This window comes from Streptomyces neyagawaensis, assembly GCF_023516595.1.
Lineage (GTDB): Bacteria > Actinomycetota > Actinomycetes > Streptomycetales > Streptomycetaceae > Streptomyces > Streptomyces neyagawaensis.
On the sequence record NZ_JAMGBG010000123.1, the window covers coordinates 29,397 to 42,172 of the forward strand.

Annotated in this window: 17 protein-coding genes; 12 read left to right on the top strand and 5 right to left on the bottom strand. The window is 71.3% G+C overall.

What is annotated here, in order from left to right; translation table 11 throughout:
• Positions 1–177: 177 nt before the first annotated feature.
• On the top strand, positions 178–1,404 hold the full coding sequence (locus tag M8J73_RS35740) for a DUF2786 domain-containing protein (RefSeq protein WP_055542895.1): 1,227 nt from the start codon (positions 178–180) through the stop codon (positions 1,402–1,404).
• Between the two features lie 95 nt (positions 1,405–1,499).
• On the opposite strand, the gene M8J73_RS35745 is transcribed toward M8J73_RS35740, so the two are convergent.
• The 4 genes from M8J73_RS35745 to rpmB form a co-directional block, all read right to left on the bottom strand.
• Complete coding sequence (locus M8J73_RS35745; protein ID WP_055542896.1) at positions 1,500–2,075, bottom strand: DUF4232 domain-containing protein; 576 nt, start codon at positions 2,073–2,075, stop codon at positions 1,500–1,502.
• Between the two features lie 109 nt (positions 2,076–2,184).
• Entirely contained in the window at positions 2,185–2,712 is a 528-nt protein-coding gene (locus M8J73_RS35750; protein WP_249829538.1) for a hypothetical protein, read from the bottom strand.
• 194 nt (positions 2,713–2,906) lie between these two features.
• A complete protein-coding gene (gene rpsN, locus M8J73_RS35755; protein ID WP_055542186.1) occupies positions 2,907–3,212 on the bottom strand; it encodes a 30S ribosomal protein S14 in 306 nt (101 codons plus the stop codon).
• Entirely contained in the window at positions 3,212–3,448 is a 237-nt protein-coding gene (gene rpmB, locus M8J73_RS35760; RefSeq protein ID WP_055542187.1) for a 50S ribosomal protein L28, read from the bottom strand. The genes rpsN and rpmB overlap by 1 nt, the downstream gene beginning before the upstream one ends.
• A 62-nt stretch (positions 3,449–3,510) precedes the next feature.
• Between rpmB and rpmG the strand changes: the two genes are divergently transcribed.
• The 5 genes from rpmG (at position 3,511) to M8J73_RS35785 (ending at position 6,092) form a co-directional block, all read left to right on the top strand.
• A complete protein-coding gene (gene rpmG, locus M8J73_RS35765) occupies positions 3,511–3,675 on the top strand; it encodes a 50S ribosomal protein L33 (RefSeq protein ID WP_055542188.1) in 165 nt (54 codons plus the stop codon).
• Between the two features lie 5 nt (positions 3,676–3,680).
• Entirely contained in the window at positions 3,681–3,932 is a 252-nt protein-coding gene (locus tag M8J73_RS35770) for a type B 50S ribosomal protein L31 (RefSeq protein ID WP_055542189.1), read from the top strand.
• Positions 3,933–3,937: 5 nt separating this feature from the next.
• Entirely contained in the window at positions 3,938–5,167 is a 1,230-nt protein-coding gene (locus tag M8J73_RS35775) for a CobW family GTP-binding protein (protein ID WP_249829539.1), read from the top strand.
• Positions 5,168–5,170: 3 nt separating this feature from the next.
• Positions 5,171–5,404 carry a 30S ribosomal protein S18 gene (gene rpsR, locus M8J73_RS35780; RefSeq protein ID WP_055712106.1) on the top strand — a complete coding sequence of 78 codons (234 nt, stop codon included), beginning with the start codon at positions 5,171–5,173 and terminating at the stop codon, positions 5,402–5,404.
• A 421-nt stretch (positions 5,405–5,825) separates the two neighbouring features.
• Positions 5,826–6,092, top strand: coding sequence for a DUF397 domain-containing protein (locus M8J73_RS35785; protein ID WP_055543410.1), 267 nt, complete (start codon positions 5,826–5,828; stop codon positions 6,090–6,092).
• A gap of 72 nt (positions 6,093–6,164) precedes the next feature.
• Here the strand turns inward: M8J73_RS35785 and M8J73_RS35790 are convergent, their stop codons facing one another.
• The gene (locus tag M8J73_RS35790; protein WP_249829540.1) at positions 6,165–6,659 is read right to left on the bottom strand and encodes an ATP-binding protein; all 495 of its coding nucleotides are present in this window, start codon (positions 6,657–6,659) and stop codon (positions 6,165–6,167) included.
• 434 nt (positions 6,660–7,093) lie between these two features.
• Here M8J73_RS35790 and M8J73_RS35795 point away from each other — a divergent pair, with 434 nt between their 5' ends.
• The 6 genes from M8J73_RS35795 (at position 7,094) to M8J73_RS35820 (ending at position 12,732) form a co-directional block, all read left to right on the top strand.
• A complete protein-coding gene (locus M8J73_RS35795; RefSeq protein ID WP_492012104.1) occupies positions 7,094–7,930 on the top strand; it encodes a Sco1979 family transcriptional regulator in 837 nt (278 codons plus the stop codon).
• A 141-nt stretch (positions 7,931–8,071) separates the two neighbouring features.
• The gene (locus M8J73_RS35800; protein ID WP_055541915.1) at positions 8,072–9,532 is read left to right on the top strand and encodes an aldehyde dehydrogenase family protein; all 1,461 of its coding nucleotides are present in this window, start codon (positions 8,072–8,074) and stop codon (positions 9,530–9,532) included.
• A gap of 135 nt (positions 9,533–9,667) precedes the next feature.
• Entirely contained in the window at positions 9,668–10,216 is a 549-nt protein-coding gene (locus M8J73_RS35805) for a DinB family protein (protein WP_055541914.1), read from the top strand.
• 26 nt (positions 10,217–10,242) lie between these two features.
• Positions 10,243–10,884 carry a PadR family transcriptional regulator gene (locus M8J73_RS35810; protein WP_055541913.1) on the top strand — a complete coding sequence of 214 codons (642 nt, stop codon included), beginning with the start codon at positions 10,243–10,245 and terminating at the stop codon, positions 10,882–10,884.
• A gap of 103 nt (positions 10,885–10,987) precedes the next feature.
• Positions 10,988–11,956 carry an ATP-binding cassette domain-containing protein gene (locus tag M8J73_RS35815; RefSeq protein WP_055541912.1) on the top strand — a complete coding sequence of 323 codons (969 nt, stop codon included), beginning with the start codon at positions 10,988–10,990 and terminating at the stop codon, positions 11,954–11,956.
• Between the two features lie 29 nt (positions 11,957–11,985).
• The gene (locus tag M8J73_RS35820) at positions 11,986–12,732 is read left to right on the top strand and encodes an ABC transporter permease (RefSeq protein WP_079055161.1); all 747 of its coding nucleotides are present in this window, start codon (positions 11,986–11,988) and stop codon (positions 12,730–12,732) included.
• The last annotated feature ends 44 nt before the right edge of the window (positions 12,733–12,776 follow it).

Genomic DNA, 12,776 nt, shown 5'->3' on the forward strand with positions numbered 1-12,776 from the left:
CCCGCACGTCCCGGTCGCGCCATCCTTCGGGGTACCCCCGACGTGCCCGTTTCCTCTGTCCTGGTCATGACTCCCAGCGAACCGTCCGCGGCCCGCCCGCACACGACCACTGGAGGGCGTCCCGCGGTAGGGCCAGCACTACCTCCGCCCCGCCCACGCCATGACACGATCGAACACGTGAGTACGACCAGCACGGTGGACCGCGCCTTCGAGGCGGCCCTCTACGCCGACACCGACGCCGCCCTCGACACCGGCGCCTCCCTGCTCGCCGCCGACCCCGCGACCGACGCGGAGGTGGCCCGGCGGGGCCGGGAGTTCGTCGCCGGCGCCTGGCGACGCGGCTGGCAGCCCGCCGACGTCGTACGCCTGGTCCGGCGCGACCTGGACGACGCCCACGTACGGCTGGCCGCGCGCCTCGTCGTCGACGAGCACGAGGAGGGGCGGGACGACGAGCACCGGAACGGGCGGGCGCCCGGCGGTGGACGACGGCAGCCCCCGAGCCCCCGCTGGGCCGCCCAGCTGGACGAGGCGCGGGCCCTCGCCGAAGCCGGGCCCGCCGCCGAGAGCGGGCCCGGCGGCGACCGCTTCTCCCGGGCCACGACCGCGCTGGAGCTGTACCGCCTGCTTCTGCGTCTGCCCACCCTGGAATCCCTCGACCGCCCCAGGGACACCGGCGCGCACCCGTCCCACCACCCCGAGTCCCGGATGCTCTCCCGGATCCGCGCCCTCCTCGCCAAGGCGGAGGCCACCGACTTCCCCGAGGAGGCGGAGGCGCTCAGCGCGAAGGCGCAGGAGCTGATGGCCCGGCACAGCATCGACGAGGCGCTGCTGGCGGCCCGTACCCACGCGAAGGACGCGCCCGGCGCCTGCCGGATCGGGGTGGACGCGCCGTACGAGACGGCCAAGGCCGTGCTCCTCGACGCCGTGGCCCGCGCGAACCGTTGCGAGGCCGTGTGGAACGAGGCCTTCGGCTTCTCCACGGTCGTCGGGTTCGAGGCGGACCTGGAGTCGGTCGAGCTGCTCTACACCTCGCTCCTCGTCCAGGCCACCACCGCGATGACGAAGGCGGAGGCGGCCCAGCGCAAGGGCGGCCGCAAACGGACCAAGACCTTCCGGCAGTCGTTCCTGGCCGCCTACGCCCACCGGATAGGTGACCGACTGACGGCCGCCGCCGAGGCCGAGGTCGAACGGACCGAGCGAACCGAGGGCGAGGGCACCCCGGAACAGGACCTGCTGCCCGTGCTCGCCGCCCGCGGCGTCGCCGTCCGCGACCGGTTCACCCGGATGTTCCCGGACACCGTCACCACCCGCGTACGAGGCGTCAGCGACGCCGCCGGCTGGCAACAGGGCGCCGAGGCAGCCGACCGCGCCCAGGTCAGGGCCCGACCCCGACTGCCGTCATGAACGCGCCCCGTCTGCCGTCCTGAACACACCGGGGCGCCCCGTCCGCACCGCCGGCCGCCGCACCGGTCGACCCAGGGGGCCCCACGGGTCACCGCTCAGTCGCCCACCGGCGTGAACGGCCCCACCGTCGCGTCCAGCGTGCCGCCCGACTGGAGGGCGACCTCCGCGTCCGGCCAGTCGTAGGTGTTGGCCTTCTTCTCGCCCGGCAGGCTGAAGCTCAGCTTGTCCACGTCGGCGCTCTTCTGCGCGTCCCCGGCCACCCCGCGCACATAGGCGATGGTGAAGGTCACCGACTGGCCCTCCGCGAGGGTCATCTCGGCGTCCTTCGCCGCGCCCTCCTGCGGCGCGAGCGGGAAGGACTGCCCGCCGGCGAGCAGTTCGACGTGGGCGAGGCCCTTCACGGTGCAGGGGGCACCGCTCTTGTTGGTGACGGTGACCGGCACGGCGCCCTCGTCACCGGCGGCCGGCGCGGCGCTGCTCGGCCCCACCTCGAACGCGGTCTTGGCGGCGACACACGCGGAGCCCGAGCCCGCGCCCTTCCCGTCGCCGGAGGGGGACGCGGTGGCGGTCTTGCCCCCGTCGCCGGCGTCACCCCCGTCGTTGCCGCCGCAGGCGGTCAGTGTGAGAGCCGCGAGGAGCGCGGCGGCGATGGCGGTCGGAGCGGTACGCATGAAGTTCCCGAGAGTTCGTGGCTGTCGCAGCCTGTGCTGGTGTGAAGGTACGAACGGGCCGCGGAACCCGGTGGTTCCACGGCCCGCCGCCCCATGACTGAGAAGGGCCCTAGGACCCCGAGCCCGCCGTGGGCAGGTCCGTCGGGAGGCCCGAGGGGAGCGCGCCCTCGGTCTTCTGGAAGGTCTCCTTGCCGACCTTGCCCTCCCAGGTGACCGTGAGGGACTTGGCGTCCACGGAGTCGACCATGCCCGAGGTGCGGTCCTTGGTGCCGTCGGTGCACTTCAGCTCGATCATCCGCATGTTCGCCTCGTCGGAGACCTTGCCGCTGCACACCGTGCCGCCGACGACGAACAGCGCGGCCTCGTCGCCGTTCACGAACAGGGCGACCGGCTTGCCGCCCGTCGTGGCGAGCCAGTTGCCCTGGAGCTTCTTGTCGCCGCCGGTGGAGCCGCCGGAGTCGGTGCCGCCGTCGGCCGTGTCCGTCGCCGTGGGGGTGGCCTTCGGTTCCTTCGCCGCGGAGTCGCCGTCGTCGCTGCACCCGGTCAGCACGAGCGCGGCCGCCAGCCCGGCGGCCGCGGCCCCGGCCCGCACGCGCCGGCGGGTCGAGGTCCCCCTCGTCGCGGTCCTTGCCGTCATCGCCGTAGTCACTGAGGTCTCCCCAAGGTATGGCCGGATCCGGTCGCCGCGGCGACAGCGGCAAGCTACCAGGAGCCCCCGGGCGCCGGTTCGCCGGGAACTGTGAGAACCCAGCGAACCGTTGATGACGACCCCGCCCGCGCACCCCGCCCACGCCTGCCCCGCCCCCGCACGCCGCCCGCGCCCCCCGCCCGTCACCAGGACGACTTGCGCACCCCCGGCAGATACCCGGCGTGCGCCTGCTCCCGCAGGCTGACGCGGGACAGTCCGAACGCCCGGAAGTAGCCGCGCGGCCTGCCGTCCACACTGTCCCGGTTGCGGACGCGCGTCGCGCTCGCGTCACGCGGCTGCCGCGCCAGCTCCCGCCGCGCCGCGAGCCGTTCGGCGTCCGTGGAGGACGGCCGCCGGATGATCTCCTTCAGCTCCGCGCGCCGAGCGGCGTACCGGGCGACGATCTCCTGCCGCTTGTCATTCTTCGCGATCTTGCTCTTCTTCGCCATCAGACCCGCACCCCCCTGGCGCGGATCCGCGCGACGGCGGCCTCGACGCCGATGACGTCGACGGTCTTGATCCCCTTCGTGCTCAGCCGGAGCCGCACGTACCGGTTCTCGCTCGGCAGCCAGTACCGCTTGGACTGGATGTTGGGGTCGAAGCGGCGTGACGTGCGCCGGTGGGAGTGCGAGACGCGGTTGCCGAAGCCCGGCTGGGCGCCGGTCAGCATGCAGTGGGCGGACAAGGGTGACGCACCTCTCTCTGCTCGATGATGTAAATGGAATTCATTTTCAGTAAGATACCAGCATGGCACGCAACGAACTCCGTCCGGTCGTCAAGCTCCGCTCCACGGTCGGCACGGGCTATACGTACGTCACCCGCAAGAACCGCCGGAACGACCCGGACCGGCTGACCCTGCGCAAGTACGACCCGATGGCGGGCCGTCACGTCGACTTCCGAGAGGAGCGCTGACCGCGATGAAGAAGGACATCCACCCCTCGTACGGGCCCGTCGTCTTCCGGGACCGCGCCGCGAACCACACCTTCCTCACCCGCTCGACGATGACGAGCGAGAAGACGATCGAATGGGAGGACGGCCACACGTACCCGGTGGTCGACGTCGAGATCTCGAACGTCAGCCACCCCTTCTACACGGGCACCGCGCGCGTGCTGGACACGGCGGGTCGCGTGGAGAAGTTCGAGAAGCGGTACGGGAAGAAGCGGGGCTGACCGACGTGACCCAGCTGTCTGTCGCGATCGTCGGCGGGCTCCACGCCGACGCCCGGCGGGCCGCCGTCGAGGCGCTGCTCGCCGGGGTCCCGGGCAGCGTCGCGCTGCACCACGACCTGTCCACCGCCGTCGACGGAACGGTCCTGCGGACGATCCGGGACGCCGCGGGCATCGTCTCCACCGGCGAGACCCCGCTCGTCAACGACTGCGCCTGCTGCGCCCTGCGCGAGGACCTCGTCCCCGAACTGGAGCGCCTCGCCGAGGCGGGCGTCACCCGCCTCGCGGTGGTCGAACTCTGGGACTCGGTCGAACCCAAGGCCATGGCCGAGGTCGTCGCGGCGAGCGGTCTGCCGCTGACCTCGGTGATCACGGCGGTCGACCCCGCCCTCCTGCTGCCCTGCCTCGGCAACGGCGACGACCTCGCCGAGACCGGCCTCGCCGCCGCCCCGACCGACGAACGCACCGTCGCCGACACCTTCGCCCGCCAACTGGAGTACGCCCCCGTCCTCGCCGTACTCGACTCGGAGGAGGCGGACGAGGAGGACAGAGCCCTCCTCTCCCAACTCCACCCGACGGCGCTACGGGTGCCGATTCAGGGTCAGGGGGCGCCCTCGGTTCTTGAGGGGCGCGGGGAACCGCGCGACCAGCCACGACGCACCCGCACCCCGCAACGCGCCACCACCCCCATGGCACCGCCCGGTTCCCTGCTCGCGGCAGCGCTCGCCGGGTTCGACGTGGAGGCCGCCGCCGCGGCCCAGCACCCCGCCTGCGCCCTGCTCCCCACCGATGCCGACGAGCACGGCGTCACCACCCTCGTCTGGCACCGCCACCGCCCCTTCCACCCGGAGCGCCTGTACGCGGCCCTGGAGGACCTGTGCTGCGCGGCCGCCCGCAGCCGCGGCAGGTTCTGGCTGGCCGAACGCCCGGACACCCTGCTGCACTGGGACGCCGCCGGCGGCGCCCTGTGCGTGGAGTCGGCCGGGCCCTGGCTCGCCTCGCTGCCGGACGCGGCCTGGGACATGGTGCCCCCGGTGCGCCGCGCGGCCGCCGCGCTCGACTGGCACCCGGAGCACGGCGACCGCTGCCAGCACCTGGTCTTCACCTCGCCGGGCCTGGACCGCGACGGACTCGAACGGCTGCTGGAGTCCTGCCTGCTCACCGACGCCGAGTACGCCGCCGGGCGCGAAGCCTGGGAACGGCTGCCGCGCCCCTTCGACGCCTTCCTGGAGGTCTGACCCATGGCCCGCAAGCCCGAGCGGAAGCCCGCCAAGTCCCGCCCCAACCCTTTGGACCAGGCCGGGATCACCTACATCGACTACAAGGACACCGACCTGTTGCGCCGGTTCATCTCCGACCGCGGCAAGATCCGCAGCCGCCGGGTCACCCGGGTCTCCGCCCAGCAGCAGCGGCAGCTGGCCCGCGCGATCAAGAACGCCCGGGAGATGGCGCTCCTTCCGTACTCCTCACGGTGAGCGCGTCCCACTGAGCGCGTCCCACTGATCCACCGCCCCCCACCCGGCCCCCGGCGAGGACCCACCACCTCGCCGGGGGCCGCTTCCTTTCCGCTTCTTTTCCGCCAATCTGTGCGATCAGGAATCCCGCCGTCGACGGGCCGCCGTGAACTTCCGGGGGCCGCGCCACGTACCGAGAAGTTGAAGACGTGACGTGCGAAGGGAACAGGAACGCCCCAGGATGCGTCTCTCAAGTGCCCCGGTGCTGTAATCGCGGCACCACCCCTCGTGCACGTGCATCTGACCGTGCATGCGCAGGTGCATCAGCTCATGCAACAGCACGTGAACGAAGCTATGATCCGGGGCAGTTGACTACTGCAACTCTGGCCACACCAGTGCCAAGCGCATCGAGCGCACCACTGCACCACCCGGGGAGCTACCTGTGGACCACGACGTGTACGGCGTGGATGACGTGTACAACGGCATGGCCGCGACGGAGCTGACCGAGCTCCACGCGGTGGCCTGGCAGAAGAGCCGGCACAGCAACTCGCAGGGCAACTGTGTGGAGTTCGCGCGACTGCCCGGCGGTGACGTGGCGGTGCGGAACTCCCGGTTCCCGGACGGGCCCGCGCTCGTCTACACCCGCGCCGAGATCGAGGCGATGCTGCTGGGTGTGAAGGACGGCGAGTTCGACCACCTGATCGCCTGACGCCTGCTCATGGACGGCCGTCCGGTGGTGTGACACGCGTAGAACCGCGGCGCGGAGGTGCGCCGCGGTTCGTCAGCGGTTCGAGGAGCCGCCGCTCGCGGGCGGTACGCGGAACAGCGCCCACACGACCTTGCCGCTGAGCGTGCCGGCCAGCGGATGCCAGCCCCAGCTGTCCGCGAAGGAGTCGACCAGGAACAGTCCGCGTCCCGACTCCGCCGAGAAGTCGTCCGAGTTCCGGGCGACGGGACTGTCATGGCTGGGGTCGCGCACCGCGCACACCAGCCGCTCCGTCCAGCGCATCAGATGCAGCCGTACGGGAGGGTTCTGGGTGGGGCAGTGTCCGTTGACCGAGGGCAGCCCGTGCCGCAGAGCGTTGGTGACGAGTTCCGAGACCACGAGACAGATGTCGTCGAACCGCTCGCCCATGTGCCACTGGTCGAGCGTCCCCCGCGTGAACTGCCGCGCCTCGCGCACCGCTTCGTAGCGGGGCGGGAGCGCACAGGAGGCGGCGTCGGACACGGTCGCGGGATCGAGGGGCGGAAGTCCCTGCCGTAAGGGTTCGAGCATGGTCGATCCATTCGTCCCCATGCGAGGCACTCCCGAGTGTTCGCGGTCGTAGCGATGCAGCGGTGGCGCGGGACCATGGTTTCGGATGCGTACAGCAGATGCAAGGGCAGATGCACGTGCACGCGCCCGGAATGGACCCGGCGGTACCGGTTCCTGGACATTTCTTCTGTCACCTTGTTCCCGAAAACCGGGCGCGAACCGACGACTTACCGGCGGTTTTCAGCGACCTCCACCGACTCTCCACGTCATCTTCGACCGCCCGCCGAGTTCTTGGCGCTCCCGGCCGCTCCTCGCCCCACCCGTCCCAGGTGTTGAAGACTTTCCATTTCTGTAACCGGACGAGTGCGGATCGGAGTGGTTTAGTGGCAGACTGCGGCCCTTGAAGAAGTTGGGGAGGCTGGACGAACGTGGGCGCCGGTGAATCGAGCGGGTCGGTGGTGAGGCGGATGCTGCTGGGCTCGCATCTCAGGCGGCTGCGCGAGGCACAGGGGATCACCCGGGAGAAGGCCGGGTACTCGATCCGCGCCTCCGAGTCGAAGATCAGTCGTATGGAGCTCGGCCGGGTGAGCTTCAAGACCCGTGACGTGGAGGACCTGTTGACCCTCTACGGCGTCACCGACGAGGCCGAGCGCACCTCCCTGCTCTCCCTCGCCAAGGAGGCGAACGTCGCCGGCTGGTGGCACAGCTACTCCGACGTCCTGCCCAGCTGGTTCCCCACCTACGTCGGCCTCGAGGCCGCCGCCCACCTCATCCGCTCCTACGAAGTGCAGTTCGTCCACGGCCTGCTGCAGACCGAGGCGTACGCCCACGCGGTCGTCGCCCGCGGGATGAAGGACGCGAGCGACGCCGAGATCGACAAGCGGGTCGCCGTCCGCATGGAGCGCCAGAAGTACCTGGTCTCCGAGCGGGCCCCCGAGTTCCACTGCGTCCTCGACGAGGCCGCCCTGCGACGCCCTTACGGCGACCGCGAGGTGATGCGCGGTCAGCTCCAGCACCTCATCGAGATCTCCGAGCGCCCCAACGTCTGCCTCCAGGTGATGCCGTTCGGCTTCGGCGGGCACTCCGGCGAGAGCGGCGCCTTCACGGTCCTCAGCTTCCCCGAGTCCGACCTCTCGGACGTCGTCTACCTCGAACAGCTCACCAGCGCGCTCTACCTGGACAAGCGCGAGGACGTCGCCCAGTACGAGCGGGCCATGAAACAGCTCCAGAACGACAGCCCCTCCCCGGCGGAGAGCCGCGACCTGCTGCGGGGGCTGCTCCAGCTGTCCTGAGGCCCGTGGGTCCCCCGTGAGTCTGCGGGAATTCCCTCTCAACTCCCAGTGCACAGACGTACGATGACGCGTGATCACATCGTCATGCACTGTTGTGTGCGTACGGGTGTCCGCCCCGGCCGCGAGGGATTGAGGGTTCACATGTCGTCCTACTTCACCGATCTGGCGCAGCAGTACATCGGCGGTGAGTGGCGCCCCGGCACCGGCTCCTGGGACATCATCGACTTCGACCCCTATGACGGTGAGAAGCTCGCGTCGATCACGATCGCCACGGCCGCCGAGGTGGACGAGGCCTACCGGGCCGCGCGGGACGCCCAGCGGGAGTGGGCCGATGTCAACGCCTACGCCCGTCGCGCCGTGTTCGAGAAGGCCCTGCGGGTCGTCGAGGAGCGCGAGCGGGAGATCGCCGAGGTGATCATCGCCGAGCTGGGCGGGACCCGCCTCAAGGCCGGCTTCGAACTGCACCTCGCCAAGGAGTTCCTGCGCGAATCGATTCAGCTGACGCTGCGCCCGGAGGGGAGAATCATTCCCTCGCCGGTCGAGGGCAAGGAGAACCGCCTCTACCGCGTGCCGGTCGGTGTGGTGGGCGTGATCAGCCCCTTCAACTTCCCGTTCCTGCTCTCCCTCAAGTCGGTCGCCCCGGCCCTCGCGCTCGGCAACGGTGTCGTGCTGAAGCCGCACGAGGACACCCCGGTCACCGGCGGCACGCTGGTCGCGAAGATCTTCGAGGAGGCGGGTCTGCCGGCCGGTCTGCTGAACGTCGTCGTCACCGACATCGCCGAGATCGGTGACGCCTTCATCGAGCACCCGATCCCCAGGGTCATCTCCTTCACCGGCTCCGACAAGGTCGGCCGCCATGTCGCCACCGTCGCCGCCTCGCACTTCAAGCGGGTGGTCCTCGAACTGGGCGGCAACAGCGCGCTGGTGGTGCTGGACGACGCGGACATCGACTACGCGGTCGACGCGGCGGTCTTCTCGCGCTACGTCCACCAGGGCCAGGTCTGCATGGCCGCGAACCGCGTCCTGGTGGACCGCTCGGTGCGGGACGAGTTCACCGAGAAGTTCGTGGCGAAGGTGAGGGCGCTGAAGACCGGCGACCCGCGCGACCCGGGGACGGTCATCGGCCCGGTCATCAGCTCCTCGCAGGCCGACGCCCTGACCGCCGTCGTGGACCAGGCGCTCGCCCAGGGCGCCACGGCGCTCGTCCGCGGCACCACCACCGGCAACCTGGTCGGGCCGAGCGTCCTCACCGGCCTCCCGGCCGGCTCCCCCCTCCTCCAGCAGGAGATCTTCGGCCCCATCGCCTTCCTCATCCCCTTCGACGGGGAGGAGGAGGCCGTCCGCCTCGTCAACGACACCCCGTACGGCCTGAGCGGCGCCGTCCACACCGGGGACGTCGAGCGGGGTGTGCGCTTCGCCCAGCGGATCGACACCGGGATGTTCCACGTCAACGACGGCACCGTCCACGACGAGCCGATCGTCCCGTTCGGCGGAGAGAAGCACTCCGGCCTCGGCCGCCTGGGCGGCGAGACCACGGTGGAGGCGTTCACCACCCAGAAGTGGATCTCGATCCAGCACGGCCGCAGCCGCTTCCCGTTCTGACGCCGTCCGGCTGATCGCCCACCGGATTTCGTACGCCCCGCGGACTTGCGGACCGTACCTGTCCGCAAGGGCCCGTAGCTTCGGAGGTGTCAGAGGGGCTCAGCGGAGCCCGGACCCGACGAAAGGCGGCCGGTCATGGTCACGCACGTGCAGGCAGAGGCGAAGGGCGACGAGAAGGGGGCGCTGCTCGCCTTCCTGGCGGAGCAGCGCGGCGGCCTGCGGCGCACGCTGCTCGGGCTGACCGACGAACAGGCCGTCAGCCGGCCGAGCGCGAGCGAGCTGTCCCTGGCCGGGCTGGTCAAGCATGTCGCCGAGGTCGAGCAGGGCTGGATCGCCCGCGCCAAGGGCGAGCCCGCGGCGGTGCACCGGGACGAGTCGAACTGGCACGAGTGCTTCACCCTCGTCGGCGACGAGACCGTCGAGCAGCAGCTCGCGTACTACGAGAAGGTGGCCGCCGAGACGGAGGCGTTCATCCGCGCGGTGCCGAGCCTCGACGACACCTTCGAACTGCCGGCGGCGCCCTGGCACCCGCAGGACGAGACGCTCTCGATGCGCTGGCTGTGTCTGCACCTGATCCGTGAGACGGCCCGGCATGCCGGGCACGCCGACATCATCCGGGAGTCGCTGGACGGCGCGACCGCCTTCGAGCTGGTGGCGAAGGAACAGGGCGGCAGCTGGGGCTGACCCCGCGGGGTCCTACGCTGGGCCCCATGTCAGCGATCCGTCTTCTCGTGCTGGGCGCGGTGCGCCAGCACGGGCGGGCCCACGGCTACCAGGTGCGCAACGACCTGGAGTACTGGGGCGCGCACGAGTGGTCCAACGCCAAGCCCGGCTCGATCTACCACGCGCTGAAGCAGATGGCGAAACAGGGACTGCTGCACGCGCACGAGATCGCCCCCTCCACCGCCGGCGGGCCGCCGCGCACCGAGTACGAGATCACGGAGAAGGGCACCGCCGAGTATCTGAGCCTGCTGCGGGAGGCCCTCCTCGCCCATGACCAGAAGCCGGACGTGCTCTCCGCGGCGCTCGGCTTCATGGTCGACCTCGACCGCGAGGAGGTCCTCGGACTCCTCCAGCAGCGGGTGCGCACCATCCGGCAGTGGCGCGCCGCGGTCACCGACCACTACACCCCCGAGGACGGCCCCGCCCAGCTGGGCCACATCGGCGAGATCATGAACTTCTGGGTCCACTCCGCCGACGCCGGCGCCGAGTGGACCCAGGGGCTCATCGAGCGGATCCGCGGCGGCGCCTACACCTTCGCCGGTGAGGGCGAACCGTTCGTCGGCGTCCTGACCGAGGGCCAGGAGAACCCGTACGCGACGGGGCAGCGGCATCCGGAGGACAGTCGCTGATCAAGTTTGACCAGTGCTCCGCCCTGCCTTACCGTGGCAGTGTAGTCAAACTTGACTAGTGACCTGGGTCGCCAGTGAGGGGCCCGGTGAGGGAGTGGGGACAGTGGCCGACACGGCGATCACCGTCGAGGGCGCACACAAGAAGTACGGCGACAAGAAGGCGCTGGACGGGCTCGACCTCACGGTCGCGTCCGGCACGGTGCAGGGCGTGCTCGGGCCCAACGGCGCGGGCAAGACCACCCTGGTCCGGATCCTGTCCACCCTGCTGCGCCCCGACGCGGGCCGCATCCGGGTGGCCGGGCACGACGTGGTGGCACACGCGCGTGAGGTGCGCCCGTGCATCGGACTGCTCGGCCAGCACGCGGCACTCGACGAGGAACTCGGCGGCCGGCAGAACCTGGAGATGTTCGGCCGCCTGTATCACCTGGGCGCCCGCCACGCGCGCGTGCGCGCCGACGAACTCCTGGAGCGCTTCGGCCTCACCGACACCGGCCGCAAGCCGGTCAGGCAGTACAGCGGCGGCATGCGGCGCCGCCTCGATCTCGCCGCGTCCCTCATCGCCGAACCGGAGGTGCTCTTCCTCGACGAACCGACCACCGGCCTCGACCCGCGCGGCCGGGCCGAGGTGTGGACGTCCGTCCGCTCCCTCGTCGGCGGCGGGACGACGGTCCTGCTCACCACCCAGTACCTGGAGGAGGCCGACCGGCTGGCCGACCGCATCGCGTTCGTCGACGGCGGCCGCGTCGTCGCCGACGGCACCGCCGACGAGCTGAAACGCCTGACCGGCGGCGACCGCATCGACGTCGTCCTGCGCGACGCCGGGCAACTCGGCGCCGCCTTGGCCCTGTTGCCGGTCCCGAAGGACGACGTCTCCGCGGACGCCGACCGCCGCCGCCTCAGCGTCCCCGTCACCGACCGCATGACGGCCCTGGCCGGCGTCGTACGGGCCCTGGAGGACGCCGGGATCGAGGCCGAGGACATCGCCCTGCGCCGCCCGACGCTGGACGAGGTGTTCCTGCACCTCACCGGGGACGACCGGGCAGGGCACCACCGGGTGAAGGAGACCGTGTGACCCCGTACGCGCTCGTCGACTCCTGGACCATGACCCGCCGTGAACTCGCCCACTGGGCGCGGCGGCCGGTCCAGGTCCTGGTCGCCCTGGTCTTCCCCGTCATGATGCTGCTGATGTTCGGCCACCTCTTCGGCGGCGGCCGCGGCGTCGAGGGCGACTACATCCCCTACCTGGTGCCCGGCATGCTCGCGCTGACCATGGCGTTCGGGCTCGAAGGGACCATGATCGCCGTCACCCGGGACCTCGACAAGGGCGTCATCGACCGCTTCCGGTCCATGCCGATGGCGAGCGGCGCCGTCCTGGTGGGCCGCGCGACCGCCGACATGCTCCAGTCCGCGCTGAACCTCGCCGTGATGCTCGGCGTCGGGTACGCGCTCGGCTGGCGCGCGCACGGCGGGGCCGGGGCCCTCCTCGCGGCCGTCGGCCTGCTGCTGCTCCTCCGCTTCGCCATGCTGTGGATCGGCATCCACCTCGCGATGATCGCGGGCAAGCCGGAGATGGTGCAGGCCGTGCAGATCCTGGTGTGGCCCGTCGGCTTCCTCTCCAACGCGTTCGCCACCCCCGAGACCATGCCGTCGTGGCTGGGCGCCGCCGTCGAGTGGAACCCGCTCTCGGCGACCGCCACGGCCGTACGGGACCTGTTCGGCGACCAGGGCGCCACCTCCGCGTCCTGGGCCGCCGAACACGCCGCCCTCCTCGCCGTGGCCTGGCCCGTGGCCCTGACCGCCGCCTTCTTCCCCCTGGCGGTACGGCGGTTCTCCCACCTCAGCAAGTAGCCGGTCTCAGCGCGTAGCCCCCCGGGGCGGCCGGGACCTGCCCG

Bases quoted from the DNA above. Each gene is read 5' to 3' on its own strand.
- M8J73_RS35745 (WP_055542896.1), bottom strand. From the start codon at position 2,075: ATGCGTACCGCTCCGACCGCCATCGCCGCCGCGCTCCTCGCGGCTCTC.
- M8J73_RS35750 (WP_249829538.1), bottom strand. From the start codon at position 2,712: ATGACGGCAAGGACCGCGACGAGGGGGACCTCGACCCGCCGGCGCGTG.
- rpsN (WP_055542186.1), bottom strand. From the start codon at position 3,212: ATGGCGAAGAAGAGCAAGATCGCGAAGAATGACAAGCGGCAGGAGATC.
- rpmG (WP_055542188.1), top strand. From the start codon at position 3,511: ATGGCACGCAACGAACTCCGTCCGGTCGTCAAGCTCCGCTCCACGGTC.
- M8J73_RS35770 (WP_055542189.1), top strand. From the start codon at position 3,681: ATGAAGAAGGACATCCACCCCTCGTACGGGCCCGTCGTCTTCCGGGAC.
- rpsR (WP_055712106.1), top strand. From the start codon at position 5,171: ATGGCCCGCAAGCCCGAGCGGAAGCCCGCCAAGTCCCGCCCCAACCCT.
- M8J73_RS35790 (WP_249829540.1), bottom strand. From the start codon at position 6,659: ATGCTCGAACCCTTACGGCAGGGACTTCCGCCCCTCGATCCCGCGACC.
- M8J73_RS35800 (WP_055541915.1), top strand. From the start codon at position 8,072: ATGTCGTCCTACTTCACCGATCTGGCGCAGCAGTACATCGGCGGTGAG.
- M8J73_RS35805 (WP_055541914.1), top strand. From the start codon at position 9,668: ATGGTCACGCACGTGCAGGCAGAGGCGAAGGGCGACGAGAAGGGGGCG.
- M8J73_RS35810 (WP_055541913.1), top strand. From the start codon at position 10,243: ATGTCAGCGATCCGTCTTCTCGTGCTGGGCGCGGTGCGCCAGCACGGG.
- M8J73_RS35820 (WP_079055161.1), top strand. From the start codon at position 11,986: ATGACCCGCCGTGAACTCGCCCACTGGGCGCGGCGGCCGGTCCAGGTC.